Source organism: Pseudomonas sp. UBA1879, assembly GCF_002338065.1.
Classification (GTDB): domain Bacteria; phylum Pseudomonadota; class Gammaproteobacteria; order Pseudomonadales; family Pseudomonadaceae; genus Aquipseudomonas.
Genome location: NZ_DDHJ01000010.1, coordinates 72,615 through 98,734 on the forward strand (window position 1 = coordinate 72,615; position 26,120 = coordinate 98,734).

The window sequence follows — 26,120 nt, forward strand, 5'->3', positions numbered from 1 at the left end:
GACGCCGGAGGCACGACGGCAGCGAAAGTGGTGGGTCGGTGATCAATAATGTGCCTGATACACCGCTTCGCTGCCGTCGTGCCTCCGGCGTCTCGTACATTTGATCGCGTGCATCCAGCAAGCCTGTGCGGAGCAAAAGGAGCGCAGTTGCGCTCCGGCTGTTGCTCTTTTTCACACGATGGCCCAGACGCCGCCGAACGCGACTTGGGTGCAGGCCGAGTTGATGATGTTGCTGGTCGCGAATACGAACGTTGATTTTGACTCTTGACGCTATCCCTGTAGGAGCCGCCGGAGGCACGACGGCAGCGAAAGCGGTGGGTCGGTGATCAATAATGTGCCTGATACACCGCTTCGCTGCCGTCGTGCCTCCGGCGGCTCCTACATTTGATCGCGTGTATCCAGTAAGCGTGTGCGGAGCAAAACGAACGCACTTCCTCTCCGGCTGTTGCTGTTGCTCTTTCTCACACGATGGCCCAGACGCCGCCGAACGCGGCTTGGGTACAGGCCGAGTTGATGGTGTTGCTGATCGCGAATGCGAACGTTAATTTCGACTCTTGACGCTATCCCTGTAGGAGCCGCCGGAGGCACGACGGCAGCGAAAGCGGTGGGTCGGCGATAAATAATGTGCCTGATACACCGCTTCGCTGCCGTCGTGCCTCCGGCGGCTCCTACATCTGATCGCGTGTATCCAGCAAACGTGTGCGGAGCAAAAGGAGCGCAGTTCCGCTCCGGCTGTTGCTGTTGGTCTTTTTCACACGATGGCTCAGACGCCGCCGAACGCGACTTGGGTGCAGGCCGAACGCAGGCGATGCGGAGTGGGTCGAGCGGCATGGATGCCGCGAGAGCGCCGTCAGGACATGGATGTCCGTTCGGCGCGGGCCCACGGAGCGTCGCCGGAGTGAGGGTATTCCGACGAAGGAGGAACCAACCAGGAGCAGGGCCTTTTTGGTTACTTTTTCGGCTCTTGGAAAAAGTGACCCGCCGTAAGGGCGGAACCGATATCAGCAACACCCGAAGAAATGGATATTCACGCGCTTTACAACCCACAGCAAACTCCATTTGCCGCGCCGCACAACCAATGCTAAAACTTCACCCGTCTGACGCCGTTTCACATAAGGGATTTACCATGTCAGTAACTTTCGATCGTTCTGAAGACGAGCAGCAACTGACCATCAAGATCAAGGGACGCTTTGATTTCTCCACGCATCAAGACTTCCGCGGTGCGTACGAAAAAGAAGTGAAGGCCAAACGTTTCGTAGTCGATCTCAAAGACACCAACTACCTCGACAGCTCGGCCCTAGGCATGCTGCTGTTGTTGCGTGATCATGCCGGTGGCGATCGCGCCGATGTGCGGCTGGAAAACTGCAGCAATGATGTCCAGAAAATCCTCGCCATCTCCAACTTCTCCAAACTCTTCCGCATCGGCTGATGGTGCATTCCGCGCCGCCTGAGCGCCTGACGATCCTCATCGCCGATGACAACGCCAGCGACCGCATGCTGCTCTCGGCGATCATCAGCCGTCAGGGCCATGAGGCGTTGGCTGCGTGCGACGGGGCGGAAGCGGTGGCGATGTTCGAACAGCGGCGACCGCAACTGATTTTGATGGACGCTCTGATGCCCGTCATGGACGGCTTCGAAGCCGCGCGACGGATCAAGGAGCTGGCGGGCGAGGCGCTGGTGCCGATCATTTTCCTCACCTCCATGAGCGAAAACGAAGGCCTGGCGCGGTGCCTGGACGCGGGGGGCGATGACTTCGTCGCCAAACCCTACAACCCGATCGTGCTGGCTGCGAAAATCAACGCGATGAACCGGCTGCGGCTGCTGCAGGAAACCGTTCTGCAACAGCGCGACCTCATCGCCCGCCACCACAAATACCTGCTCAACGAACAGCGCGTGGCCAAGGCGGTGTTCGATCAGATTGCCCACTCCGGCTGCCTCAGCGCGCCGAATATCCGCTACCTGCAATCGCCTTACGCGCTGTTCAACGGCGACTTGCTGCTGGCGGCCTGGGCGCCGTCGGGCAACATGCACGTGCTGCTCGGCGACTTTACCGGCCATGGCTTGCCCGCTGCCGTCGGCGCGATGCCGCTGGCGGAAGTGTTCTACGGCATGACGGCCAAGGGCTATGGCCTGCCGGAAACCCTGCGCGAAATGAACGCCAAGCTCAAGCGCATCCTGCCCGTGGACATGTTCTGCTGCGCAGCGCTGATCAGCGTCAACTTCAAACAGCAACTGGTCGAAGTGTGGAATGGCGGCCTGCCCGATGGGTACCTGCTGCACGGCGACGGCCGTCCTCATACGCCGCTGGTGTCGTCGCACTTGCCGTTGGGGGTGTTGAGCGCTGGCAGTTTTGACGACAACACCCAGGTCTATCCCTTCGGCCCCGGTGACCGAGTGTTTCTGCTGTCCGACGGCGTGGTCGACAGCACCGACGAAAGCGGCGAGATGTTCGGCGCCCGACGCCTGCAGAATGTGTTGGTCACCAACCGCAACCCGGCGATGCTGATCGAAGAAGTGCAATGGGCGCTGACGCGGTTTCGCGGCCAGGTGCGCGACGACGTCAGCATGCTCGAAGTGGGCTTTACCGAGCCTGAATCCCTGGGCCCGCCATCGGTGATCTACACCGACAGTGGCGATTCCAGCCCGCTGGACTGGTCGGCCAGTTTCGAGTTCCGCGCCTCGACCCTCAAGCGCTTCAACCCGTTGCCCTACCTGCTGCAGCTGTTGCAGGAGGTTCACGGCCTGCGGCAGCAAAGCAGCGAGCTGTATATCGTGCTGGCCGAGCTGTACAGCAACGCGCTGGAGCATGGCGTACTGGGTCTGGATTCGGCGCTCAAGCAGAACGCCGAGGGGTTTGCCCTCTATTATCAGCAGCGGGGTGAGCGTCTGGACGCATTGAAAGACGGCTTCATCCGCTTTCATTTTCAGGTCATTCCGGCGGGGCAGGGCGGGCGCCTGACGGTCGAGGTGCATGACAGCGGCAACGGGTTCGACGCTGAACACGTGCTGTCGCGCCCGCCTGCGATCGATCAGTTGTCAGGCCGCGGCTTGAGCCTGGTGCGGCAACTCAGTGACCGCTGTCGCTGGTCGGAAGATGGCCGCACCGCGTCAGTGGAGTTTGCGTGGGAGGGTCTGGCATAATCCCGCGCATCTTGATCAAGGAGCGAGCAAGCATTGAACACGCATGTGGATTTGACCGTACTCAGTACGTTGCGCGATGTCATGGAAGCCGAATACCCGGCATTGCTGCATATCTTCATCAAGGACTCGGAAGCCCGCGTTACGGATTTGAACGGGCTGATCCAGGGACCTGATTTCTCCCCGACGTCTCCTGCGCAGTTGCAGACCCTGCGTGCCATGGCTCACAGCTTCAAAGGCAGCAGCGGCAACATGGGTGCGGCGCATTTGGCCGAGCTGTGCCATCAGCTGGAAGAACTGGTGCGGGATCAGGGCGCCGTCAGCCGCGCTCGGATTCTGGAGTTGGTCCAGGCCATTCATGCCGAGTTCAAGGTCGTTCGCGATTTCTTCGACGTCGAATTGCAGACCACGCTGACGCGGCATTGATCATTCACAGCAGCCGCAGCGCGACGGGTCATGACGGCTGCTACGCGCTCACTTTGCAGTGATTCGCTATTCTGGCCCGGCCTTTGCTAGATCTCTGTGTAATCGTGCCCTTGCGGAGATCAACATGGCCCTCGCCAACAACCCCCTACTCACGGCTCTGACGGCTGCCAAAGCTCAGAAAGCCAGCACCGCGACGTCGGCGAAGGCCCCGGACCCCGTCAAGGACAAGGCTTCCAGCTTTTCCAGCGTGTTCGCCAAGCAGGCCACGCCCAAGCCTGCGTCCGTCGATGACAGCCCGTCAAAGCCCGTCAGCGCCAAGACTTCGGCGGCGGACAAGCACGACGCCAACCAAACGTCTGCCGCTTCCGACAAGACCGTTGCCGGTAACGGCAATGCCTTGCCTGCCAATTCGGTCCACGACAAGGACAGCGACGACGGCAAGGACAGCGGCAGCAGCGGCAGCGACGACGATGACGACAGTGAGGACGACACCACCGAAGCGGCCAATGCCGCCAATGCGACGGTGGTTGCCGGCGGCTCGGTTGCGCCGCCGGTGGTCGATCCGACGCTGATGGTGACTGCGCCTCAGACGCCTGTCCCGGTCGCCGTGGACGCACAGCCGGTGATCGATCCTGCGGTGCTGCAAGCGGCGGCCGCTAACACCCAGGCCGTCACACCGCCCGTGGCGACCGATGCGCCCGACGATCAGTTCGATCCATCTGCCGACCCTCTTGAAGGACTGACCGCTGTGCAGGTGGCGCTGGAGAACAAGACCCAGCAAACCGCGCAGCTGAACGGTCATGCCAACGATGCGGGCAACGTCAAGCAGGACGCTAACGCCGACCCTGCGCAGATGCTGGCAGGCACCTTGGCGGCGCTCGGCGACAAGTCTGCCGACAAGGACGCCACTGAAGGCGGTGGTGATAAGGCGTTCGGCGGTTTGCTGGCCGATGGGCTGAAGGATGTGAAGAGTGCCGCCAGCGATACCCGCGTCGACAACTTCGCCGAGCGTCTGGCGGCGTTGTCCCAGGCCGCGCAAGTGAAGACCAACGCGCCGGCGCCTGCGCCGCTGATCAACCAGCCATTGGCCATGAACCAGAGCGGTTGGACCGAAGGCATCGTCAACCGCGTGATGTACCTGTCCAGCCAGAGCCTGAAACAGGCCGACATTCAACTGCAACCGGCTGAACTCGGTCGTCTGGATATCCGCGTCAATATGGCGGCAGACCAGCAGACCCAAGTCACCTTCATGAGCGCCCACGTTGGCGTGCGTGAAGCGCTGGAAAGCCAGATGTCGCGCCTGCGCGATTCTTTCGTTCAGCAGGGCATGGGCCAGGTCAACGTCAACGTGTCCGACCAGTCTCAGGGTTGGCAGCAACAGGCTCAGCAACAGCAATCCGGTGATAGCCAGCGCAGTAACGGTACGCGCGGTGCGGGCGGTGCCACTGACGGCGACCTGATCGCCGACGGCGCGCCGATCGACGCCGCCGCTGCAGCGGCCAACGCGCCATTGACCGTTGTCGGTTCCAGCGCCGTCGACTACTACGCTTAAAACGCCAGGGCGTTTCAGGCGGCTGTGGGTGGTGAGCTGCAAGCAGCAAGTAACAGCACCATCAAAAGCGGTGAGTGCGAGAGAAACCCCGGTTTCTCCCGCCTCACCGCTTTGCTTTTTCTCGCAGCATGCAGCTCACCCTCCAAAACTGCTTCTCTGCTTTTCCTCCACGCTTGCGGCCCGAAGCTCGAAGCTGCCTTTCTGGCACACACCTTGCTCTTCCTCTGTCACGCAACACAGAACCCCTCGGATAGTGACGGATTATTGGCATGGCGAAGAGCGACGACGCAGTTAAAGACCCGGCGAAGAAAGGCAAGCTGAAGATCATCATCCTGATCGTGGTGGGCTTGCTGCTGGCCATCGGGCTGTCTGTCGGCGCCACCTGGTTCATCATGCACAAGTCCGAAAGCAAGCCTGATCCGGCGCTGGCTGCCGAGGCTGCCAACGCCAAGAAAGACGCTATCTTCGAACCGCTGACGCCGCCCTTCGTCGTGAACTACAACGTCAACGGCCGTCAGCGCTACATGCAGGTCAGCATTACCCTCCTGGCCCGTGATCACGCGGACCTGGAGGCTTTGAAGGTGCATATGCCGGTCATTCGCAACAACCTGGTGATGATGTTCTCGGGCCAGCCGTTCGACACCATTGCCACCCCGGTGGGCATGGAAATGTTGCGTCAGAAGGCCGCCGCCGTGGTGCAAGAGGTCGGCCAGAAAGAGCTGAACAAAAGCGTCATCGAACAGGTTCTTTTCACTAACTACGTACTGCAGTAGGACCACGACATGGCCGTGCAAGACCTGCTGTCCCAGGATGAGATCGACGCGCTGCTGCATGGCGTGGACGATGGTCTGGTGCAGACCGAAAGCGTTATCGAACCCGGCAGCGTCAAAAGTTATGACCTGACCAGCCAGGACCGCATCGTCCGTGGACGCATGCCCACCCTGGAAATGATCAATGAGCGTTTCGCCCGCTACACCCGCATCAGCATGTTCAACCTGCTGCGCCGTTCGGCGGACGTGGCGGTGGGCGGTGTGCAGGTGATGAAGTTCGGCGAGTACGTGCATTCGCTGTACGTACCCACCAGCCTCAATCTGGTGAAGATCAAGCCGCTGCGCGGTACGGCGCTGTTCATTCTGGACGCCAAGCTGGTGTTCAAGCTGGTGGACAACTTCTTCGGCGGCGACGGTCGCCACGCCAAGATCGAAGGCCGGGAATTTACCCCGACCGAATTGCGCGTGGTGCGGATCGTATTGGATCAGGCTTTCATCGACCTGAAAGAAGCCTGGCAGGCGATCATGGAAGTCAACTTCGAGTACATCAACTCGGAAGTGAATCCGGCCATGGCCAACATCGTCGGGCCGAGCGAAGCGATCGTGGTCTCGACCTTCCACATCGAACTCGACGGCGGTGGCGGCGATCTGCACGTGACCATGCCGTACTCGATGATCGAACCGGTCCGCGAAATGCTCGATGCCGGTTTCCAGTCCGACCTGGACGACCAGGACGAGCGTTGGGTCAACGCGCTCAAGCAGGACGTGCTGGATGTGTCGGTGCCGCTGAACGCAACCGTGGCTCGGCGTCAGCTCAAGCTGCGAGACATTCTGCACATGCAGCCGGGCGACGTGATTCCGGTGGAGCTCAACGATCACCTGATCATGCGCGCCAATGGCGTGCCGTCGTTCAAGGTCAAGCTGGGCTCGCACAAGGGCAATCTGGCCCTGCAAGTGGTCGAGCCGGTCGAACGCCGTTGACCAGTGGCGGCTGCCGACAAAGACAGAATGTGCTGCGTAAACGAATTGCTGTGTCAACGAATATTGCTCGCCGAGGACAACCATGGCTGATGAAAACGAAATGAATTCCACAGACGACCAGGCACTGGCCGACGAGTGGGCTGCGGCCCTGGGCGAAGCGGGTGAGGGCGGTCAGGCGGACATCGACGCCCTGTTGGCGGCCGACGCGGGCAACTCGACCAATCGTCTGGCAATGGAAGAGTTCGGCAGCATGCCGAAGAACAACGGCCCGGTCTCGCTGGAAGGTCCGAACCTGGACGTGATCCTCGATATCCCGGTGTCGATTTCCATGGAAGTCGGCAGCACCGACATCAACATTCGTAACCTGCTACAGCTCAACCAGGGTTCGGTGATCGAGCTCGATCGCCTGGCTGGCGAGCCGCTGGACGTGCTGGTCAACGGCACGCTGATCGCCCACGGCGAAGTGGTGGTGGTGAACGAGAAGTTCGGCATCCGCCTGACCGACGTGATCAGCCCGAGCGAACGCATCAAGAAGCTGCGTTAAGGTGGGCGGCTTCTGGGTGAAAGGGCTGAAAGGCCTGGCCGGGCTGGCGCTGCTGGCGACATCGTGGGTGGTCATGGCGGCGGATCCGGCAACGCCTGCCGCGCCAGCGGCGACCACTGCTGCGCCCGCCGCATCGGCTGCAGCGCCGGCGGTGTCGGCTGCTCCGCAGGCGTCGGGTGCCCTGGGCAGCGGCGTCAGTGGGCAACTGTTGCAGCTGGTGCTGGGGCTGTTACTGGTGGTCGGTCTGATTTTTGTCCTGGCCTGGCTGATGCGTCGGGTGCAGCGCGCGGGCCCCGGTGGCAATCAGGTGATCGAGCTGGTCGGCTCCCGTGCCCTTGGGCCGCGTGATCGGCTGGTGCTGGTGCAAGTCGGCAACGAACAGGTATTGCTCGGCGTCTCGCCCGGCAGTATCACCGCGCTGCACGTGATGAAGGAGCCGGTACAGGTGCCGCAGACGCAGCACGCCACGCCCGAATTCGCGCGACGCCTGATGGAAGTCCTGGGCAACAAAGGCATTGCAGCGCCACGCGCCGATCAAGGGCAGGCGGGCAAGGACGGTTTCGGCCATCCGGGTCAGAAGGACAAGAACTGATGCGTATCGTCTTGACGCTGCTGTTGCTGCTGGCAGCCCCGCTGGCGTTCGGCGCCGATCCGTTGTCGATTCCGGCGATCACTCTGGGCACCGGGGCCAACGGTCAACAGGAGTACTCGGTCAGCCTGCAAATCCTGCTGATCATGACCGCGCTGAGTTTCATCCCGGCGTTCGTCATGCTGATGACCAGCTTTACCCGGATCATCATCGTGTTCTCCATCGTGCGTCAGGCGTTGGGCTTGCAGCAGACGCCGTCGAACCAGATCCTTACCGGCATGGCGCTGTTCCTGACGCTGTTCATCATGGCGCCGGTGTTTGATCGTGTGAACAACGATGCCTTGCAGCCGTACCTCGCCGAGAAAATCACCGCACAGGATGCCGTGGCCAAAGCCGAGGTGCCGATCAAGGATTTCATGCTGGCGCAGACCCGCTCCAGTGACATGGAACTGTTCATGCGTCTGTCCAAGCGCACCGACATCCCGACGCCTGAGGCGGCGCCGTTGACCATCATCGTCCCGGCCTTCGTCACGTCGGAGTTGAAGACCGCGTTCCAGATCGGCTTCATGATTTTCATCCCGTTCCTGATCATCGACCTGGTCATCGCCAGTGTGCTGATGGCGATGGGCATGATGATGCTGTCGCCCCTGATCATTTCGCTGCCGTTCAAGATCATGCTGTTCGTGCTGGTGGATGGCTGGGCCTTGATCATCGGTACGCTGGCCGGCAGTTTCGGTGGCGTATGACCCTGTCTGAAACGGAGTGCCTGGCATGACCCCTGAAGTCGCCCTCGATATCTTCCGCGAAGCCCTTTGGCTGATCGTCACCATGGTCGCGATTCTCGTGGTTCCCAGCCTGGTCGTCGGCCTGATTGTGTCGATGTTCCAGGCCGCCACGCAGATCAACGAACAGACATTGAGCTTCCTGCCGCGACTGTTGGTCATGCTGGTCACCCTGATCGTGATCGGGCCGTGGATGGTGCGCACCTTCATGGAATACATCATTTCGCTGTACACCAGCATCCCTCAAGTCATCGGCTGATCGGCGAATGGAACCTGTGCTGGCGCTGACCGACACGCAGATCAGCGGTTGGGTGGCGGCGTTCGTGCTGCCGCTGTTTCGGATCGTCGCGGTACTGATGACCATGCCGATCATCGGCACGACCCTGCTGCCGCGGCGTATTCGTCTTTACTTCGCACTGGCGATCACGGTGGTCATCGCGCCCGTTTTGCCGCCCATGCCGGAAGTCCACGCGCTGGACCTCAGTGCGCTGATGCTGGTCGGCCAGCAGATTCTCATCGGGGCGGCCATGGGGCTGTCCTTGCAGCTGTTCTTTCAGGCGTTCGTGATCGCCGGGCAAATCATCGCCATTCAGATGGGCATGGGCTTCGCGTCCATGGTCGACCCGATCAACGGCGTCTCCAGCGCCGTGATCGGACAGTTCTTCACCATGCTGCTGACGCTGGTGTTTCTGGCGAGCAACGGGCATTTGGTGGTGTTTGAAGTGCTGGTCGAAAGCTTTACCACGCTGCCGGTCGGGCAGGGGCTGATCCCCGCCCATTTCTGGGAGCTGGTGTTGCGCCTGGGCTGGGTGTTCGGTGCCGCGCTGGTGCTGGTGTTGCCAGCGATCGCCGCGCTGCTGGTGCTGAACATCGCCATGGGCGTGATGACCCGGGCCGCGCCGCAGTTGAACATCTTCACCATCGGTTTCCCGCTGACGCTGGTGCTGGGCATGGGGGTCCTCTGGGTCACCCTTGGTGACTTCCTCAATCAATACCAACCGCTGGCGGTCGACGCCATGCAGTTGCTCAGGGACATGGTCAAGGCGCGCTGACATGGCAGAAAGCGAAAGCGGTCAGGACAAGTCAGAAGACCCCACGGACAAACGTAAACGCGAGGCGCGGGAGAAGGGCGAGATCGCCCGCTCCAAAGACCTCAACACGGTCATCGTGATGATCGTGGGCGCGGGCGGTCTGTTGGCGTTCGGCGGTTCCATGGCCGAAATGATGATGCACCTGATGCGCGACAACTTCACGATCACCCGCGAGGCGCTGATGGACGAGCGCAGCATGAGCCTGATGCTGCTGGTGTCCGGCAAGGCGGCGCTGGCCTCGATCATGCCATTGCTCATTTCCCTGGCGATTGCTTCGCTCATCGGCCCGATTTCTCTGGGGGGCTGGCTGTTCGCACCGGGCTCGATGGCGCCCAAGTTCGGTCGGCTGAACCCCTTGGCCGGGCTCAAGCGCATGGTCTCGCCCCACGCGTTGGTGGAACTGCTGAAGTCCTTCGGCAAGTTTTTCATCGTCCTGACGGTGGCGGTGGTGGTGTTGTCCAAGGACAAGAAAGACCTGGTGGCTATCGCCCATGAGCCAATGGAGATGGCGGTCGCGCACAGCTTGCAACTGGTGGGATGGAGCACGTTGTACATGGCGTTCGGCTTGCTGATCATCGCGGCCATCGATGTGCCGGTGCAGTTGTATCAGGCCCGGCAGAAGTTGCTGATGACCAAGCAGGAAGTACGCGATGAACACAAGGACAACGAGGGGCGCCCCGAGGTCAAGGGGCGGATTCGTCAGTTGCAGCGTGAGATGTCGCAGCGTCGGATGATGGCGGCAATTCCTGAGGCTGACGTGATCATCACCAACCCGACCCACTATGCCGTCGCGTTGAAGTACGACGCTGATAAGGGCGGCGCGCCGGTGCTGCTGGCCAAGGGCACGGACTTCATCGCACTGAAGATTCGCGAGATCGCAGCGCAGCATCAGATCCTGCTGCTGGAGTCGCCCGCACTGGCGCGTTCGATCTATTACAGCACCGAGCTGGAAGAGGAAATTCCAGCCGGGCTGTACCTGGCGGTGGCGCAGGTGCTGGCCTACGTGTACCAGATCCGCCAATTCCAGGCCGGACGCGGCAAGCGGCCTGATCCGTTGAATGACGTCTTGCCGATTCCGCCGGATTTAAGGCGGGATTCGTAGGGCTTGAGATCGCTGCGCGGATGCCTTTCCTCGTAGGCATTTATTCACGGTATGGGGACTCGCAACACCTGAGAGAACATTTTCTGACCCACTGTGCCGGTTCTCCAGACGGAGTAGTTGATCAGAACGGTCTTGGACCGGTTTTCGCTGATCCAGGAAGGGCTGATGGTGAATGTCTGTGGCTGGCCTGTGGTGACGGGCTGTGTCGGGGTATCGCGCTCTACCACGCCTGTCCAGCGAACCTGGGAGGTGTAACCCGTCGTTCCTCGGAAGTTCAGCGTAACCTTGCCTGCGCTGTAAGCGGGGGGTGGCAGATTGAGTGCCTGCGGGTCAATGTGCAGCGTCAGTCGTTTCGATTCCACGGGCGTGGCCGCCGGACTTGTTCTCACGGTGTATCCCACCGCCACGGATCGGCCGATGTTATCCACGACCTCTATCCGCGGTATGGAGAGGGTTTTCTTGCCCGGTGTACCGACCGTCAAGATCTCGCTGTTGTATCTCGCTCTTCCTATCCAGCGCACCATCAATGTATCTGTCGCCGCCATCCCGAGGTATTGCGGTACGTCGACTTTGACGTGAGTGTCGGTGTAGATGTCGGCCAGGCGAAGATGGTATTCGCCGTTGGAGAGGTACGCTTTCTGAACCGTCGGATTTGGTTTTTCCGGGGTGACCGGTGTGACGACCTGATCGCTTTGGAGGTACTGAAACGTTGCGTCTTGCTGACGCGTTGGGGGCAAGGTGAGTTTAATAATCGGAACAACCTGTCCTTGGGTTCGATCAAAGTATTTGCGTTGGTCGATTCGTGCATTCGCCAGCCCACCCTCCAGATAGAAAAACGCCATGATGGGCAGTGGGGCAGGTTGGCGCTCCGGCCAGGCTTTGATTCTCAGCTCGTTATGCTCCTGAAAGGCATAGTCCGGAATCAATGCCGATCGTACGCGTAACGCCTGATTGAACGCCGTCGTGGCTTCTGCATTCAAACCATCGCTGACCATGAATGAACAGGCGTAGGCATTGGGCCGCGCCCTGCCTGCAGGGTCCCTGAAGCGGGCGAGCCACTGCTCGGCGGTCGTGATGCCCAATTCACGGCAAGGTCTGCTCACGTTGGGGTAGGGGTGCGTGACGATGCTGTCGCGACAGCCGTACTGTTTGGCTGCGTTTCGGTAGAACGTAGCACCATCTAGCGGGAAAAAGCAGATGACCTGCGGCCTGATTTTCCCCTCCGGGGTTTGCAACATGGGGTAGAGGATATAGCCGTTGGCAACGCCCCAGGGCGCTCTACCAAACTTGCTGTCTTTCCTCAAATATGAGAAAGACACCGCGTCGGTCAATCTAGAAAATGGGGAGTGGTCCCAGGGATCGAATGCACTGGAAACGGTGGTCGTTCTCAATATGACGCCGGAGCACAGGAAGGCTGGCGCTGATGCGGCGCCGCAGTTAATCGCGGTGTTCCGGTAATTGGCGATGAGTTGTTGAACGACCTGTGCGCCACGGTCGGCTAAGGGCGCCGATACGGGTGCAGCCACCGCGCTGCGAATTTGCGGTGGGTTGTCAAGCGAAGTGGTGTTCTGGGTGCGTTCACTGCAGCCGAATAGCAGGCAGACGCTTAACAACGTTACGAATATCCGTTTCATTTCATCATCCTCTTCCATGAGGTGTATCGATCGCGCTGGGTGACTATGAGCCTACAAGGTGCCGTTCCTCGTAGTCGGATCGCCTGGCTTTTCCCCTGCATGATGGCGCAATGAACACCCTGTATCGGGCGCGCTCTGGCGCCGGTGAGGTTCATTAGAGAACCAACGGCTACGGTTGGCTACTGTCACAAATGACAGGTATGGCGCGAATGGGCGACCGGCTGTCGGGTGAGAAGGGACAGTACGGTTGCGGTGTCGGAATGCACTGCAGGCGCTACCGGCTCAAGATCGGGCTAAGCATCAGTGCCCGATTGAAGTTTCCGATTGCCGCGAAATGAAGCCATGAGGATCTCATCTCGGATTCGGCACCCAGCCCGCTAGTGGCACTCTGATATTTTTCACCCATCCCACAAGTTGGACAGGTTTTTGCAATAACCCTGTTACAACGCCTCTGGCGTCAAAAGTTTGATCACGCGCAGGTACGGAATCGGTGGAACGTTCACAATTAATCTCTAACGCTCGCGTAGGCCTGGCCGGTCTGGGTCGTGGTCAGTTGGGCGTGCCGTTCTTGCTGTTGGTCATGCTGGCAATGATGATGTTGCCCATGCCGCCGTTCCTGCTGGACGTGTTTTTCACGTTCAACATCGCGCTGTCCATCGTGGTACTGCTGGTCTGCGTCTACGCCTTGCGGCCGCTGGATTTTTCGGTATTCCCCACCATCCTCCTCGTCGCCACCTTGCTTCGGCTGGCGCTCAACGTGGCGTCGACCCGCGTGGTCATGCTCCACGGGCAGGACGGCCACGCCGCTGCCGGTAAGGTGATTCAGGCGTTCGGTGAAGTGGTGATCGGTGGCAACTACGTCGTCGGTATCGTGGTGTTCGCGATTTTGATGATCATCAACTTCGTGGTCGTGACCAAAGGTGCCGGCCGCATCTCCGAGGTGAGCGCGCGCTTCACCCTCGACGCGATGCCCGGTAAACAAATGGCCATCGACGCCGACCTCAACGCCGGGCTGATCGATCAGGCCGAAGCCAAGCGTCGTCGCCTGGAAGTCGCTCAGGAAGCCGAGTTCTACGGCTCCATGGACGGTGCCAGCAAATTCGTCCGCGGTGACGCCATCGCTGGCCTGCTGATCCTCTTCATCAACCTCATCGGCGGCATGCTGGTGGGAATCCTGCAGCACAACATGAGCTTTGCCGATGCCGGCAAGGTTTACGCCCTGCTGACCATCGGTGACGGTTTGGTGGCGCAGTTGCCTTCGCTGCTGCTGTCCACTGCCGCCGCGATCATGGTGACCCGCGCGTCCGGCTCGGAAGAAATGGGCAAGCTGGTGCATCGCCAGATGTTCGCCTCGCACCAGGCGCTGGCGGTGTCGGCCGGTATCATGATCGTCATGGGCCTGGTCCCCGGCATGCCGCACTTCTCGTTCATCAGCCTGGGGCTGGCGGCGGCGGGGGGCGCTTACCTGCTGTGGAAAAAACAGAACATGGCCAAACTGGCGGCGATCCAAGAGGTCAAGCGTCAGCAGGACCTGCTGCCGGCGCCGAACCGCGCACAGGAATCCAAGGAGCTGGGTTGGGACGACGTGACCCCGATCGACATGATCGGCCTGGAAGTGGGCTACCGCCTGATTCCGCTGGTGGACCGCAATCAGGGTGGTCAGTTGCTGGCGCGGATCAAGGGGGTGCGCAAGAAGCTTTCTCAGGAGCTGGGCTTCCTGATGCCGACCGTGCACATCCGCGACAACCTGGACCTGGCGCCGAGCGCCTACCGCCTGACGCTGATGGGTGTGACCCTGGCCGAAGCCGAGATCTACCCTGATCGCGAACTGGCGATCAACCCGGGGCAGGTGTTTGGCAGCCTCAACGGCATCACTGCCAAAGACCCGGCGTTCGGGCTCGAAGCGGTCTGGATCGAAATCAGTCAGCGCGCGCAGGCGCAGTCCCTCGGCTACACCGTGGTCGACGCCAGCACCGTAGTGGCGACTCACTTGAACCAGATCCTCTACAAGCACTCTCATGAGTTGATCGGGCATGAGGAGGTTCAGCAACTGATGACGTTGCTGGCCAAGAGCTCGCCCAAACTGGCTGAAGAACTGGTGCCCGGCGTGCTGTCACTGTCGGCACTGCTCAAAGTCCTGCAGGCCTTGCTGGCGGAACAGGTACCGGTTCGCGACATTCGCAGCATCGCCGAAGCCATCGCCAACAATGCTGCGCGGAGTCAAGATACCGCCGCATTGGTGGCTGCCGTACGGGTCGGGTTGTCCCGCGCCATCGTCCAAAGCATTGTCGGCATTGAGCCGGAGCTGCCTGTTATCACGCTTGAGCCAAGGTTGGAACAGATATTGCTCAATAGTCTGCAGAAGGCAGGTCAGGGTCAGGAAGAAGGCGTTCTGCTCGAACCGAGCATGGCTGAGAAGCTTCAGCGCTCGTTGATCGAAGCGGCGCAGCGTCAGGAGATGCAAGGTCAGCCGGTTATTTTGTTGGTAGCAGGTCCGGTTCGCGCCATGTTGTCCCGCTTTGGACGCCTGGCCGTGCCGAACATGCATGTGTTGGCGTATCAGGAAATTCCTGACAACAAGCAAGTCACCATCGTAGCGACTGTCGGGCCGAACGGCTGAGGTAGTGAGTCATGCAAGTTAAGCGTTTTTTCGCCGCCGATATGCGACAAGCCATGAAACTGGTTCGTGATGAGCTGGGCGCTGAAGCCGCCATCATCGGTAACCGGCGGATCGCAGGCGGCGTGGAACTGACTGCCGCGCTGGACTACAAATTGTCCGCGCTGGCCCCGCGCGTGCCGAATGTCGAGCTGGAAGACGAACTGCGCAAGACGCAATCGCGCATCGTGACCGCACAGGCCGAGCTGACTCACCGCAGCGAACTGGACACGGTCGCCAATCGCCAACTGTTCGCCGGTCTGGCGATGGACGACAGCAAGCAAATCGAGCCGACGCTGGACGAACCGTTTCGCCCGTCGATTCACGCGGCCATGGCGGCGGATCGTGCCGAGCGCGCCGAGCGCCAACCGGCCGAGCCTGGCATCAGCCAGCGCGCTTACGACTCGATGCGATCCGAATTGAACGGCCTGCGTGAGCTGCTGGAAGTCCAGCTGGGTTCGCTGGCCTGGAATCAACTGCAAGGCAGCCGACCGCAACAGGCCAACCTGTGGCGTCGTCTGCAACGTGTCGGCCTGTCCGGCCCGCTGTCCCGCGACCTGCTGGCGATGGTGCCGGACACCGACGATCAGCCCCATGCCTGGCGCATGGTGCTGGCGCACCTGGCGCGCATGATCGTTACCCCGGACGTCGAGCCTCTGGAAGAGGGCGGTGTGATTGCGATGGTCGGCCCGGCAGGCATGGGCAAGACCACGACGCTGGCCAAGTTGGCCGCGCGTTATGTGTTGAAATACGGCGCGCAAAACATCGCGCTGGTGAGCATGGACAGCTTTCGCATCGGCGCGCAGGAACAGCTCAAGACGCTGGGCCGCATTCTCAATGTGCCAGTGACCCACGTCGATCCGGGCCAATCGCTGGCTCAGGCGCTGGAACCGCTGCTGCGCAAGCGCGTGGTGCTGGTGGACACCGCTGGTCTGCAAGCCAGCGACCCAGCGTTGCGCCTGCAACTGGAGAGCCTGGCCGGTCGCGGCATCAAGGCGCGCAATTACCTGGTCCTCGCCACCACCAGCCAGAAACAGGTGCTGACGGCGGCGTACCACAGTTACAAACGTTGCGGTCTGGCCGGGTGCATCCTGACCAAACTGGACGAAACCGCCAGCCTCGGCGAAGTGCTCAGCCTGGCCGTGACACACGAATTGCCCGTGGCTTATCTCACCGATGGCCCGCGCATTCCGGATGATCTGCATCTGCCACGTCGGCACCAGTTGGTGAGCAGGGCGGTCAGCGTGCAGATGCAGGAGGAGCCTAGCGAGGAAGCGATGGCGGATATGTTTGCGGATCTTTATCACAACCCCGGCAAGCGTGCAGGGTAGGTAAGGAAAATGACAGTGGAAGATACCTGCATCGATGGTCTGCCAGGCATTGTTCACACACTGAACGTGCAGCCCGAAATGTGGCTTTGGTCTAAGCAAGACAAGGTAAAAAATTAACATGGGCAGCATGCATCCCGTACAGGTTATCGCGGTGACCGGTGGCAAAGGTGGCGTCGGCAAGACCAACGTGTCAGTGAACCTCTCGCTGGCCCTGGCCGAGCTGGGACGTCGTGTCATGTTGCTGGACGCCGATCTGGGTCTGGCCAACGTCGACGTATTGTTGGGGCTCACCCCCAAACGCACCCTGGCGGACGTCATCGAAGGGCGTTGCGAGCTGCGCGATGTACTGTTGCAGGGCCCTGGCGGGGTGCGCATCGTGCCCGCCGCGTCCGGCACCCAGACGATGGTTCATCTGAGTCCTGCGCAGCACGCGGGCCTGATTCAGGCGTTCAGCGACATCGGCGACAACCTGGATGTGCTGGTGATCGACACCGCCGCCGGGATCGGCGAATCGGTGGTCAGCTTCGTGCGCGCCGCTCAGGAAGTGTTGCTGGTGGTGTGCGACGAGCCGACCTCGATCACCGACGCTTACGCGCTGATCAAACTGTTGAACCGCGACTACGGCATGAACCGCTTCCGCGTGCTGGCCAACATGGCGCAGAGCCCGCAAGAAGGGCGCAACCTGTTCGCCAAGCTCACGAAGGTCACCGACCGCTTCCTCGACGTAGCCCTGCAATACGTCGGCGCCGTGCCGTACGACGAATGCGTGCGCAAGGCCGTGCAGAAGCAGCGGGCGGTTTACGAAGCATTTCCGCGTTCCAAATGCGCGCTGGCGTTCAAGGCCATCGCGCAGAAGGTCGATACCTGGCCACTGCCGGCAAATCCGCGTGGCCACCTTGAATTCTTCGTTGAGCGCCTGGTTCACCAGACCAGTGCAGGGCCCGTGTCATGACCGCAAGTGGCTATCGCATGTACAGCAAATCCTCCAAAGATTCCCAGTATGAGCTGATCGAGCGCTATGCCCCGTTGGTCAAGCGCATCGCCTACCACTTGCTGGCGCGTTTGCCGGCCAGCGTGCAGGTCGAAGATCTGATCCAGGCCGGCATGATTGGCTTGCTCGAAGTCTCCACCAAATACGACTCCACCAAAGGTGCGAGTTTCGAGACGTACGCGGGCATTCGTATTCGCGGCGCGATGCTTGACGAAGTGCGCAAGGGCGACTGGGCACCGCGCTCGGTCCACCGCAACACGCGCATGGTCAGTGACGCAATCCGCGCAATCGAAGCAAAAACCGGTCGCGACGCTAAAGATCATGAAGTTGCTGCCGAACTTCAATTGAGTCTCGATGATTACTACGGGATTCTGAACGATACCTTGGGCAGCCGCCTGTTCAGCTTCGACGACCTGTTGCAGGACGGCGAGCACGAAGGGCTGCACGAGGACGGCGCGAGCCAGTCGCTCGAACCGTCACGTGATCTGGAAGACGAGCGCTTCCAGAGCGCACTGGCGGACGCCATTGCCAACCTGCCCGAGCGTGAACGCCTGGTGCTGGCGCTGTACTACGACGAAGAGCTGAACCTCAAAGAGATCGGGGAGGTCTTGGGGGTCAGCGAATCCCGTGTCAGCCAGCTGCACAGCCAGTGCGCCGCACGTCTGCGGGGTCGGTTGGGCGAATGGCGCGCGCGTTGACGCATTGACGCAGGCCTCTCTTTTCACAAAGATGCCTGCGTTTTTGAGTGCAAGGCCGGCTGTGCAAGCGTTGTGTGGGAAGCAAAAGGGACAAGGCAGGCGCCGCTCGGACCAGGTCTTAGGACGTTGCCGCGACGCTCATCAGGTTCTTCGAAAGGCCCCCTCGTTTTCGTATGACCGGTGGAGCGATGTTACCGGTATTGATTGAACGCGCGTCCAGGCACTGGGCGCGTTAAAGACTGCTTGGAGGTCGAATTGGACAAGAACATGAAAATCCTCATCGTTGATGACTTTTCAACGATGCGGCGGATCATAAAAAACCTGTTGCGTGACCTTGGGTTCACCAACACGGCCGAAGCAGATGACGGTACCACCGCGTTACCGATGCTGCAGAGCGGTGCTTTTGACTTTCTGGTGACCGACTGGAACATGCCTGGCATGTCCGGCATCGACCTGCTGCGTCAGGTCCGCGCCGACGAACGCCTGCGCCACCTGCCGGTGTTGATGGTCACGGCCGAAGCCAAGCGCGAGCAGATCATCGAAGCCGCTCAGGCCGGTGTGAATGGCTATGTGGTCAAGCCTTTTACGGCCCAGGTGCTCAAAGAAAAGATCGAGAAGATATTCGAGCGCGTCAATAGCTGATGTCCGCTGCGAGGGCGCTATGGATTCCAAAGATTCGACAATGGGTGACTTCGAGTCGACCCTGAAGAAACACGCACAAGAACTGGTCGCCAGCCTCGAAAAAGGCAAATTCGGCGACGCCGTGCAACTCATCCATGAGCTTAACCAGACCCGGGACCGCGGCCTGTATCAGGAAGTGGGCAAGCTGACGCGCGAGCTGCACAGTGCAATCGTCAATTTCCAGATTGACCCGCACATGCCGCAAGCCGAAGAAGTGTCTCAGATCACTGACGCCACCGAACGCCTGTCGTACGTTGTGCGCCTGACAGAAGGCGCGGCTAACCGCACGATGGACCTGGTGGAGCAGAGCACGCCGCTGATGAATGGCCTGAGCGCCGACGCCAAGGCGTTGAGCGCCGATTGGGGTCGCTTCATGCGCCGGGAAATCGGTGCCGAAGAATTCCGTGATCTGGCCCGCCGCGTCGAGGGCTTTCTGGCCCGCAGCGAGACCGAAACCCATGAGGTCGCCAGCCACCTGAACGACATTTTGCTGGCGCAGGACTACCAGGACCTGACCGGCCAGGTGATCAAGCGTGTGACCACGCTGGTGACCGAAGTCGAGAGCAATCTGCTCAAGTTGGTGCTGATGGCCAGCCAGGTCGATCGCTTTGCCGGCATCGAACACGACCAGGAAGTGTTCCGTAAGCAAAAAGAACAGGAAAAACTTCATTCCAAGGGTGAAGGTCCGCAGATTCATGCCGATAAACGTGAAGACGTCGTATCCGGTCAGGATGATGTAGACGATCTGCTATCCAGCCTCGGGTTCTGACTTCCAGATCCAGGGTTCTATGTGAAAGTAGCTGTGGGCTTGCGCGCCAATGTCTCGACGAAGGCAATGTGCGCAGGCCAATGACGCAGCTCCTGGATCGGTTGACGGTTAATTTTAGGAGCACCCCCGATGAGCTTCGGCGCCGATGAAGAGATCCTTCAGGATTTTCTGGTAGAGGCCGGCGAGATTCTGGAGCAACTGTCCGAGCAGTTGGTCGAGCTGGAAAGCCGGCCGGACGATGCGGACCTGCTCAATGCAATTTTTCGCGGTTTTCACACTGTAAAAGGGGGCGCCGGCTTCCTCCAGCTCAATGAGCTGGTTGAATGCTGCCACATCGCCGAAAACGTGTTCGACATCCTGCGCAAAGGTGAGCGCCGGGTCGACGCAGAACTCATGGATGTCGTGCTCGAAGCACTGGACACCGTCAACAGCATGTTCGGTCAGGTCCGCGAACGCTCGGACATCACGCCCGCCACGCCTGAGCTGCTGGCCGCGCTGTCGCGTCTGGCCGAGCCTGCGTCTGCAGACGAAATTGCCGCAGCGCCGGCGCCCGAAGTGGAAGAGGTGGCCGAAGCGCCGTCCGACGACATCACCGATCAGGAATTCGAGCAACTGCTGGACTCGCTCAACGCGGTGAAAGCCGAGGCGGCGGGCCTGCCTGCGCCGGCCCCGACCGCGTCCGTGTCAGCCTCTGCTCCCGCACAACCGGCCCCAGCGGCGGACGCGGCCAGCGATGAAATCACCGACGCTGAATTCGAATCCCTGCTCGATCAACTGCATGGCAAGGGCCAATTCGCTGTCGACGCCGTTGCGCCGTCCGCAGCGCCTGCCGCCTCTGTCAGTGCGCCTGCGGCCTCGGCGAGTGCGCCCGCCGCGCCGGCCAGCGACGAAATCACCGACGACGAATTCGAAGCGTTGCTCGATCAACTGCACGGCAAGGGTTCGTTCTCGCCAGATGCCAGCGCCGCGGTCGCCTCGGCCCCGCCTGTCGCGACGGACGCCAAGGCGCCGGCTTCGGACGAAATCACCGACAACGAATTCGAAGCGTTGCTCGACCAGCTGCACGGCAAGGGCACCTTCTCGCCGGACGTTGCCGCTGCTGCAACGCCGGTCAAGAAAGCCGAACCGGCGAAGGTCGAGGCGCCGAAAACCGAGCCTGCCAAACCGGCTGCTGCAGCTCCGGCTGCCGCACCTGCCAAAGCAGCCCCTGCGCCAGCCCCCGCCGCTGCGGCACCCGCGCGTGCGCCTGCGCCGGGAGCGGGTGACAAGGCCCCGACCGAAGCGGAAACCACCGTGCGTGTCGATACCGCGCGGCTGGACGAAATCATGAACATGGTCGGCGAGTTGGTGCTGGTGCGTAACCGCCTGGTGCGCCTGGGCCTCAACAGCGGCGACGAAGCCATGTCCAAGGCCGTGTCCAATCTGGACGTGGTCACCGCTGACCTGCAGACCGCCGTGATGAAAACGCGGATGCAGCCGATCAAGAAAGTCTTCGGCCGCTTCCCGCGACTGGTACGCGATCTGGCGCGTCAGCTGAAGAAAGAGATCAACCTTGAACTGGTGGGTGAAGAAACCGACCTGGACAAGAACCTGGTCGAGGCGCTGGCCGATCCGTTGGTCCACTTGGTGCGTAACGCGGTCGACCATGGCATCGAATCCCCGGAAGAGCGTGAAGCGTCGGGCAAGGCCCGCGGCGGTCGCGTGGTGCTGTCGGCTGAACAGGAAGGCGACCACATTCTGCTGTCGATCTCCGACGACGGCAAAGGCATGGACCCGGCGGTGCTGCGCGCCATCGCGGTCAAGCGTGGAGTCATGGACAAGGATGCCGCCGATCGCCTGAGCGACACCGATTGCTACAACCTGATCTTCGCCCCGGGTTTCTCGACGAAGACCGAGATTTCCGACGTGTCGGGCCGTGGCGTGGGCATGGACGTGGTGAAAACCAAAATCGCCCAGCTCAACGGCACCATCAACATCTACTCCACCAAGGGCCAGGGCTCGAAGATCGTCATCAAGGTGCCGTTGACCCTGGCGATCATGCCGACGCTGATGGTGATGCTGGGCAACCAGGCGTTCGCCTTCCCGCTGGTCAACGTCAACGAGATCTTCCACCTGGACCTCTCGACCACCAACGTCGTCGACGGTCAGGAAGTGGTGATCGTGCGCGACAAAGCGTTGCCGCTGTTCTACCTCAAGCGCTGGCTGGTCAGTTCGGCAGCCCACGAGGAGCAACGCGAGGGCCATGTGGTGATCCTGTCGGTCGGCACCCAGCGCATCGGCTTCGTGGTCGATCAGTTGGTGGGCCAGGAAGAAGTGGTCATCAAACCGCTGGGCAAGATGTTGCAAGGCACGCCAGGCATGTCGGGCGCCACCATCACCGGTGACGGCCGCATCGCGTTGATTCTTGACGTGCCGAGCATGCTCAAGCGTTACGCCGCGCGGCGTATTTGATGCCGGTTTACGCCCTGAGGCAATGAGCTTGCTTACGAGCAGGCTCGGGTGTCGCAGAGCGCCGGTAGTGCATCTGTGGGAGTGAGCTTGCTCACGAAAGCTTCACCCGTCACTGATGTGCAGTGGCCGTGAGACCGCCTTCGAGAGCAAGCTCACTCCCACAGAAGTTAGTCGCAAGTCGAATCATCGATTTGTCGAGTGTTCGCTGGAAAGCCGACCATGGTTCTGGCCGGTTTTTCCGAATGGAGTGTTTATGGCAGTCAAGGTTCTGGTGGTAGACGATTCCGGCTTTTTCCGCCGGCGCGTCTCGGAAATTCTTTCCTCTGACACAACGATTCAAGTGGTCGGCACCGCCACCAACGGCAAGGAAGCGATCGAGCAGGCCCTGGCGCTCAAGCCTGATGTGATCACCATGGACTACGAAATGCCGATGATGGATGGCATTACCGCCGTGCGTCACATCATGCAACGTTGTCCGACCCCGGTACTGATGTTTTCCTCGCTGACCCACGAAGGCGCCCGGGTGACCCTGGACGCGCTGGATGCCGGTGCCGTCGACTACCTGCCGAAGAACTTCGAAGACATCTCGCGCAACCCCGAGAAGGTCAAACAGATGCTGTGTGAAAAGGTGCATACCATTTCCCGCAGCAACCGTCGTTTCAGCGGTTACAGCAGTGCCCCGGTGAGTTCGTCGCCTGCACCGGCAACCCCGGCGCCAGGCACGGGTTCTTTGCGCAGCCCTGCACCGACCCCCGGCGCGACCCGCCCAGCACCCGCTGCGGCGCCCACCCGAGCGCCTGCCGCTCACGCGCCGACGTCCCCCGCGCCCAAGCGCAAGGCCTACAAACTGGTGGCCATCGGTACGTCCACTGGCGGCCCGGTGGCGCTGCAACGGGTGCTGACCCAACTGCCAGCCAATTTCCCGGCGCCCATCGTGCTGATCCAGCACATGCCTGCGGCCTTCACCAAAGCCTTCGCCGAGCGCCTGGACAAACTGTGCGGCATCAGCGTCAAGGAAGCCGAGGACGGCGATATGCTGCGCCCCGGACTCGCGCTGCTGGCCCCTGGTGGCAAGCAGATGATGGTTGACGGTCGTGGCGCGGTGAAGATTCTGCCGGGCGACGAGCGCTTGAATTACAAGCCCTGCGTCGATATCACCTTCGGTTCGGCAGCCAAGTCCTACGGCGACAAAGTGCTGGCGGTGGTGTTGACCGGCATGGGCGCCGATGGCCGCGAAGGCGCGCGCCTGCTGAAGCAGGGCGGCAGCCACATCTGGGCCCAGGACGAAGCCAGCTGCGTGATCTACGGCATGCCGATGGCCATCGTCAAAGCCGGGTTGGCGGACGCGGTTTATGGGCTGGATGACATTGGGCGTCACTTGGTCGAGGCGTGCCTCTGATGGATGTGTTGACGCTCATAGGGATCATTCTGGCGTTCGTCGCGATCATTGGCGGCAATTTTCTCGAAGGCGGCCATCTCAGTGCGCTGATCAACGGACCGGCGGCGCTGATCGTCCTCGGCGGTACGCTGGCAGCCTGCCTGTTGCAGACGCCGATGACCGCGTTCAAACGGGCCATCCAGATCTTCATCTGGATTCTGTTTCCGCCGCGCATCGACCTTGCCGGCGGCATCGACCGCGTCGTCTCGTGGAGCCTCACTGCACGCAAGGAAGGCCTGCTGGGCCTGGAAACCGTGGCGGACACCGAGCCTGACGCCTATTCGCGCAAGGGCCTGCAACTATTGGTGGACGGGGTTGAACCCGAAGCCATTCGCAGCATTCTGGAAGTGGATTTTCTGACCCAGGAAAGCCGTGACATTCAGGCCGCGAAGGTGTTTGAAAGCATGGGCGGCTACGCGCCGACCGTGGGCATCATCGGCGCGGTCATGGGCCTGATCCATGTGATGGGCAACCTGGCTGATCCGAATCAGCTGGGCAGCGGCATCGCTGTGGCCTTCGTTGCGACCATTTACGGCGTGGCGTCGGCCAACCTGATTCTTCTGCCCGTTGCCAACAAGCTCAAGGCGGTTGCCATTCGCCAGTCGCGCTATCGCGAAATGCTGCTCGAAGGCTTGCTGTCGATCGCCGAAGGCGAGAATCCACGCTCGATTGAACTGAAGCTGCAAGGCTTCATGGAGTGATGGACTGATGGCCCGTCGACGTCGCCACCACGAAGAACATGAAAATCACGAACGCTGGCTGGTGTCCTACGCGGACTTCATCACCTTGCTGTTCGCGTTCTTCGTGGTCATGTATTCGATCTCGTCGCTGAACGAAGGCAAGTACAAAGTACTGTCCGAAGCACTGGTGGGGGTGTTCAACGAAGCGGAACGGAGTGTCAAGCCGATCCCCATCGGTGAGCAAAAGCCCCAGACCGTGCGCCCGGCCGACCCGCTGGTGCAAGACAGTGAGCAGACGGACGCGGCGCTGGGGCAGGGCGCTCAAGACCCGCTCAAGTCGATTGCCGATGACGTCAATGCGGCGTTTGGCGACCTGATCGCCTCCAATCAAATGACCGTGCGCGGCAACGAGCTGTGGATCGAGATCGAACTCAATTCCAGCCTGCTGTTCGGCAGCGGTGATGCCTTGCCCAGCAACCAGGCCTTCGACCTGATCGACAAAGTGGCGAAGATCATCAAGCCGTTCGACAACCCGATCCACGTCGAGGGCTTCACCGACAACCAGCCCATCAACTCGTCGCAGTACCCGAGCAACTGGGAGCTGTCGTCGGCCCGCGCCTCGAGCATCGTGCGCATGCTGGCCATGGACGGCATCAACCCGGTGCGCATGGCGTCGGTGGGATACGGTGAATTTCAGCCGCTCACCTCCAATGCCACCGCAGACGGGCGCGCCCGCAACCGCCGCGTGGTGCTGGTGATCTCGCGCAATCTTGACGTGCGGCGCAGTTTGACCGGTTCCGGCACCGCCGCCAATGCAAAGCCCGATGCTGCGTTGCGCCGTGCTGGCACACAAAATGCACCGGCTCCAGCCAAACCGCCGCAAGGCGTCAAATCTTCGTCACCTGCCCCTTAAATCGGTCTCGGTCATGCGTGTGATGGCTGGGGGGAATGCGAACACATGAGAGTCTGGGCAGTAGCCAATCAGAAAGGCGGGGTCGGCAAGACCACCACCTCCATCGCTTTAGCCGGTTTGCTGGCCGAGGCGGGCAAGCGCGTGGTCGTCGTCGATCTGGACCCCCATGGCTCGATGACCAGTTATTTCGGGCACGACCCTGATGCGCTGGAACACAGCTGCTTCGACTTGTTCCTGCACAAGGGCGCGGTGCCTGACGGTCTGCCCGGGCAGCTGCTGTTGCCCACCAGCGATCAGCGCATCTCTTTGCTGCCGTCGAGCACCGCGCTGGCCACCCTCGAACGTCAGTCGCCGGGGCAAAGCGGTCTCGGGCTGGTGATTGCCAAAAGCCTGGCGCAGCTGTGGCAGGACTTCGATTACGCAATCATCGACAGTCCGCCGCTGCTGGGCGTGCTGATGGTCAACGCGTTGGCCGCGAGTCAGCAACTGGCGATCCCGGTGCAGACCGAGTTTCTGGCGGTCAAGGGCCTGGAACGCATGGTCAACACGCTGGCAATGATCAACCGCTCGCGCAAGGTGCCATTGCCGTACACCATCGTTCCGACCCTGTTCGACCGTCGCACCCAGGCGTCGATGGGCACCCTCAAACTGCTGCGCGACAGCTACCCCGAACACGTCTGGAAAGCCTACATTCCGGTGGATACCCGATTGCGCGACGCCAGCCGGGCCGGCGTGACGCCCTCGCAGTTCGACAACAAGAGCCGGGGCGTGCTGGCGTACCGCACGCTGCTCAAACACCTGCTCACCGAACAGCTCGTCGGACAGGTGGCCTGAGATGTCCGCTGATCGTTTATTCACACGCCTTGCGCCTGCGCGCTCAAGTCGGCCTGCGGTGCAGCCGAT

The 26,120-nt window shown here is 61.1% G+C and carries 23 protein-coding genes and 1 pseudogene; 23 read left to right on the forward strand and 1 reads right to left on the reverse strand.

Annotation, left to right across the window (positions count from 1 at the left end):
• Positions 1 to 1,126: 1,126 nt before the first annotated feature.
• From B3N48_RS09595 to flhB, 12 genes and pseudogenes are all read left to right on the forward strand, one after another.
• Positions 1,127 to 1,429, forward strand: coding sequence for an STAS domain-containing protein (locus tag B3N48_RS09595; RefSeq protein ID WP_296182575.1), 303 nt, complete (start codon positions 1,127 to 1,129; stop codon positions 1,427 to 1,429).
• Positions 1,429 to 3,141, forward strand: coding sequence for an ATP-binding SpoIIE family protein phosphatase (locus B3N48_RS09600; protein ID WP_296182577.1), 1,713 nt, complete (start codon positions 1,429 to 1,431; stop codon positions 3,139 to 3,141). The genes B3N48_RS09595 and B3N48_RS09600 overlap by 1 nt, the downstream gene beginning before the upstream one ends.
• A gap of 33 nt (positions 3,142 to 3,174) precedes the next feature.
• Entirely contained in the window at positions 3,175 to 3,564 is a 390-nt protein-coding gene (locus B3N48_RS09605; RefSeq protein WP_296182579.1) for an Hpt domain-containing protein, read from the forward strand.
• 124 nt (positions 3,565 to 3,688) lie between these two features.
• Positions 3,689 to 5,116 carry a flagellar hook-length control protein FliK gene (locus tag B3N48_RS09610; protein ID WP_296182581.1) on the forward strand — a complete coding sequence of 476 codons (1,428 nt, stop codon included), beginning with the start codon at positions 3,689 to 3,691 and terminating at the stop codon, positions 5,114 to 5,116.
• Between the two features lie 269 nt (positions 5,117 to 5,385).
• Positions 5,386 to 5,889: a flagellar basal body-associated protein FliL gene (gene fliL / locus B3N48_RS09615; RefSeq protein ID WP_296182583.1), complete on the forward strand. Its 504-nt coding sequence runs from the start codon at positions 5,386 to 5,388 to the stop codon at positions 5,887 to 5,889.
• Positions 5,890 to 5,898: 9 nt separating this feature from the next.
• Positions 5,899 to 6,867 (forward strand): flagellar motor switch protein FliM, encoded by a 969-nt coding sequence (gene fliM, locus B3N48_RS09620; RefSeq protein WP_296182585.1) that lies wholly within the window; start codon positions 5,899 to 5,901, stop codon positions 6,865 to 6,867.
• A gap of 82 nt (positions 6,868 to 6,949) precedes the next feature.
• A complete protein-coding gene (gene fliN, locus B3N48_RS09625) occupies positions 6,950 to 7,411 on the forward strand; it encodes a flagellar motor switch protein FliN (RefSeq protein ID WP_296182586.1) in 462 nt (153 codons plus the stop codon).
• 73 nt (positions 7,412 to 7,484) lie between these two features.
• A pseudogene (fliO, locus tag B3N48_RS09630) lies at positions 7,485 to 7,916 on the forward strand (flagellar biosynthetic protein FliO); the annotation flags it as partial.
• An 86-nt stretch (positions 7,917 to 8,002) separates the two neighbouring features.
• Complete coding sequence (fliP, locus tag B3N48_RS09635; RefSeq protein ID WP_296182589.1) at positions 8,003 to 8,746, forward strand: flagellar type III secretion system pore protein FliP; 744 nt, start codon at positions 8,003 to 8,005, stop codon at positions 8,744 to 8,746.
• 25 nt (positions 8,747 to 8,771) lie between these two features.
• Positions 8,772 to 9,041 (forward strand): flagellar biosynthesis protein FliQ, encoded by a 270-nt coding sequence (gene fliQ / locus B3N48_RS09640; RefSeq protein WP_296182592.1) that lies wholly within the window; start codon positions 8,772 to 8,774, stop codon positions 9,039 to 9,041.
• Positions 9,042 to 9,048: 7 nt separating this feature from the next.
• Complete coding sequence (fliR, locus tag B3N48_RS09645) at positions 9,049 to 9,834, forward strand: flagellar biosynthetic protein FliR (RefSeq protein WP_296182596.1); 786 nt, start codon at positions 9,049 to 9,051, stop codon at positions 9,832 to 9,834.
• A 1-nt stretch (position 9,835) separates the two neighbouring features.
• Complete coding sequence (flhB, locus tag B3N48_RS09650) at positions 9,836 to 10,975, forward strand: flagellar biosynthesis protein FlhB (RefSeq protein ID WP_296182598.1); 1,140 nt, start codon at positions 9,836 to 9,838, stop codon at positions 10,973 to 10,975.
• A gap of 44 nt (positions 10,976 to 11,019) precedes the next feature.
• Here the strand turns inward: flhB and B3N48_RS09655 are convergent, their stop codons facing one another.
• Positions 11,020 to 12,627 carry a hypothetical protein gene (locus B3N48_RS09655; protein WP_296182599.1) on the reverse strand — a complete coding sequence of 536 codons (1,608 nt, stop codon included), beginning with the start codon at positions 12,625 to 12,627 and terminating at the stop codon, positions 11,020 to 11,022.
• A 472-nt stretch (positions 12,628 to 13,099) separates the two neighbouring features.
• Between B3N48_RS09655 and flhA the strand changes: the two genes are divergently transcribed.
• The 11 genes from flhA to B3N48_RS09710 all read left to right on the forward strand — a co-directional run bounded on the left by flhA (position 13,100) and on the right by B3N48_RS09710 (position 26,051).
• Positions 13,100 to 15,229, forward strand: coding sequence for a flagellar biosynthesis protein FlhA (flhA, locus tag B3N48_RS09660; RefSeq protein ID WP_296182601.1), 2,130 nt, complete (start codon positions 13,100 to 13,102; stop codon positions 15,227 to 15,229).
• An 11-nt stretch (positions 15,230 to 15,240) separates the two neighbouring features.
• Entirely contained in the window at positions 15,241 to 16,596 is a 1,356-nt protein-coding gene (gene flhF / locus B3N48_RS09665; RefSeq protein WP_296182603.1) for a flagellar biosynthesis protein FlhF, read from the forward strand.
• A 118-nt stretch (positions 16,597 to 16,714) separates the two neighbouring features.
• The gene (fleN, locus tag B3N48_RS09670) at positions 16,715 to 17,548 is read left to right on the forward strand and encodes a flagellar synthesis regulator FleN (RefSeq protein ID WP_166598675.1); all 834 of its coding nucleotides are present in this window, start codon (positions 16,715 to 16,717) and stop codon (positions 17,546 to 17,548) included.
• Positions 17,545 to 18,285, forward strand: coding sequence for an RNA polymerase sigma factor FliA (gene fliA / locus B3N48_RS09675; protein WP_081568863.1), 741 nt, complete (start codon positions 17,545 to 17,547; stop codon positions 18,283 to 18,285). The genes fleN and fliA overlap by 4 nt, the downstream gene beginning before the upstream one ends.
• Before the next feature lie 267 nt (positions 18,286 to 18,552).
• A complete protein-coding gene (locus B3N48_RS09680; RefSeq protein ID WP_175500148.1) occupies positions 18,553 to 18,927 on the forward strand; it encodes a chemotaxis response regulator CheY in 375 nt (124 codons plus the stop codon).
• Between the two features lie 19 nt (positions 18,928 to 18,946).
• Complete coding sequence (locus B3N48_RS09685; RefSeq protein ID WP_296182625.1) at positions 18,947 to 19,735, forward strand: protein phosphatase CheZ; 789 nt, start codon at positions 18,947 to 18,949, stop codon at positions 19,733 to 19,735.
• 129 nt (positions 19,736 to 19,864) lie between these two features.
• Positions 19,865 to 22,186 (forward strand): chemotaxis protein CheA, encoded by a 2,322-nt coding sequence (locus B3N48_RS09690; protein WP_296182626.1) that lies wholly within the window; start codon positions 19,865 to 19,867, stop codon positions 22,184 to 22,186.
• Between the two features lie 253 nt (positions 22,187 to 22,439).
• A complete protein-coding gene (locus B3N48_RS09695) occupies positions 22,440 to 23,585 on the forward strand; it encodes a protein-glutamate methylesterase/protein-glutamine glutaminase (RefSeq protein ID WP_296182628.1) in 1,146 nt (381 codons plus the stop codon).
• Positions 23,585 to 24,325: a flagellar motor protein gene (locus B3N48_RS09700; RefSeq protein WP_296182630.1), complete on the forward strand. Its 741-nt coding sequence runs from the start codon at positions 23,585 to 23,587 to the stop codon at positions 24,323 to 24,325. Before B3N48_RS09695 ends, B3N48_RS09700 begins: the two co-directional genes overlap by 1 nt.
• Positions 24,326 to 24,332: 7 nt before the next feature.
• Positions 24,333 to 25,217 carry a flagellar motor protein MotD gene (gene motD / locus B3N48_RS09705; protein ID WP_296182633.1) on the forward strand — a complete coding sequence of 295 codons (885 nt, stop codon included), beginning with the start codon at positions 24,333 to 24,335 and terminating at the stop codon, positions 25,215 to 25,217.
• 45 nt (positions 25,218 to 25,262) lie between these two features.
• Positions 25,263 to 26,051 carry a ParA family protein gene (locus B3N48_RS09710; protein WP_296182635.1) on the forward strand — a complete coding sequence of 263 codons (789 nt, stop codon included), beginning with the start codon at positions 25,263 to 25,265 and terminating at the stop codon, positions 26,049 to 26,051.
• Positions 26,052 to 26,120: the final 69 nt, after the last annotated feature.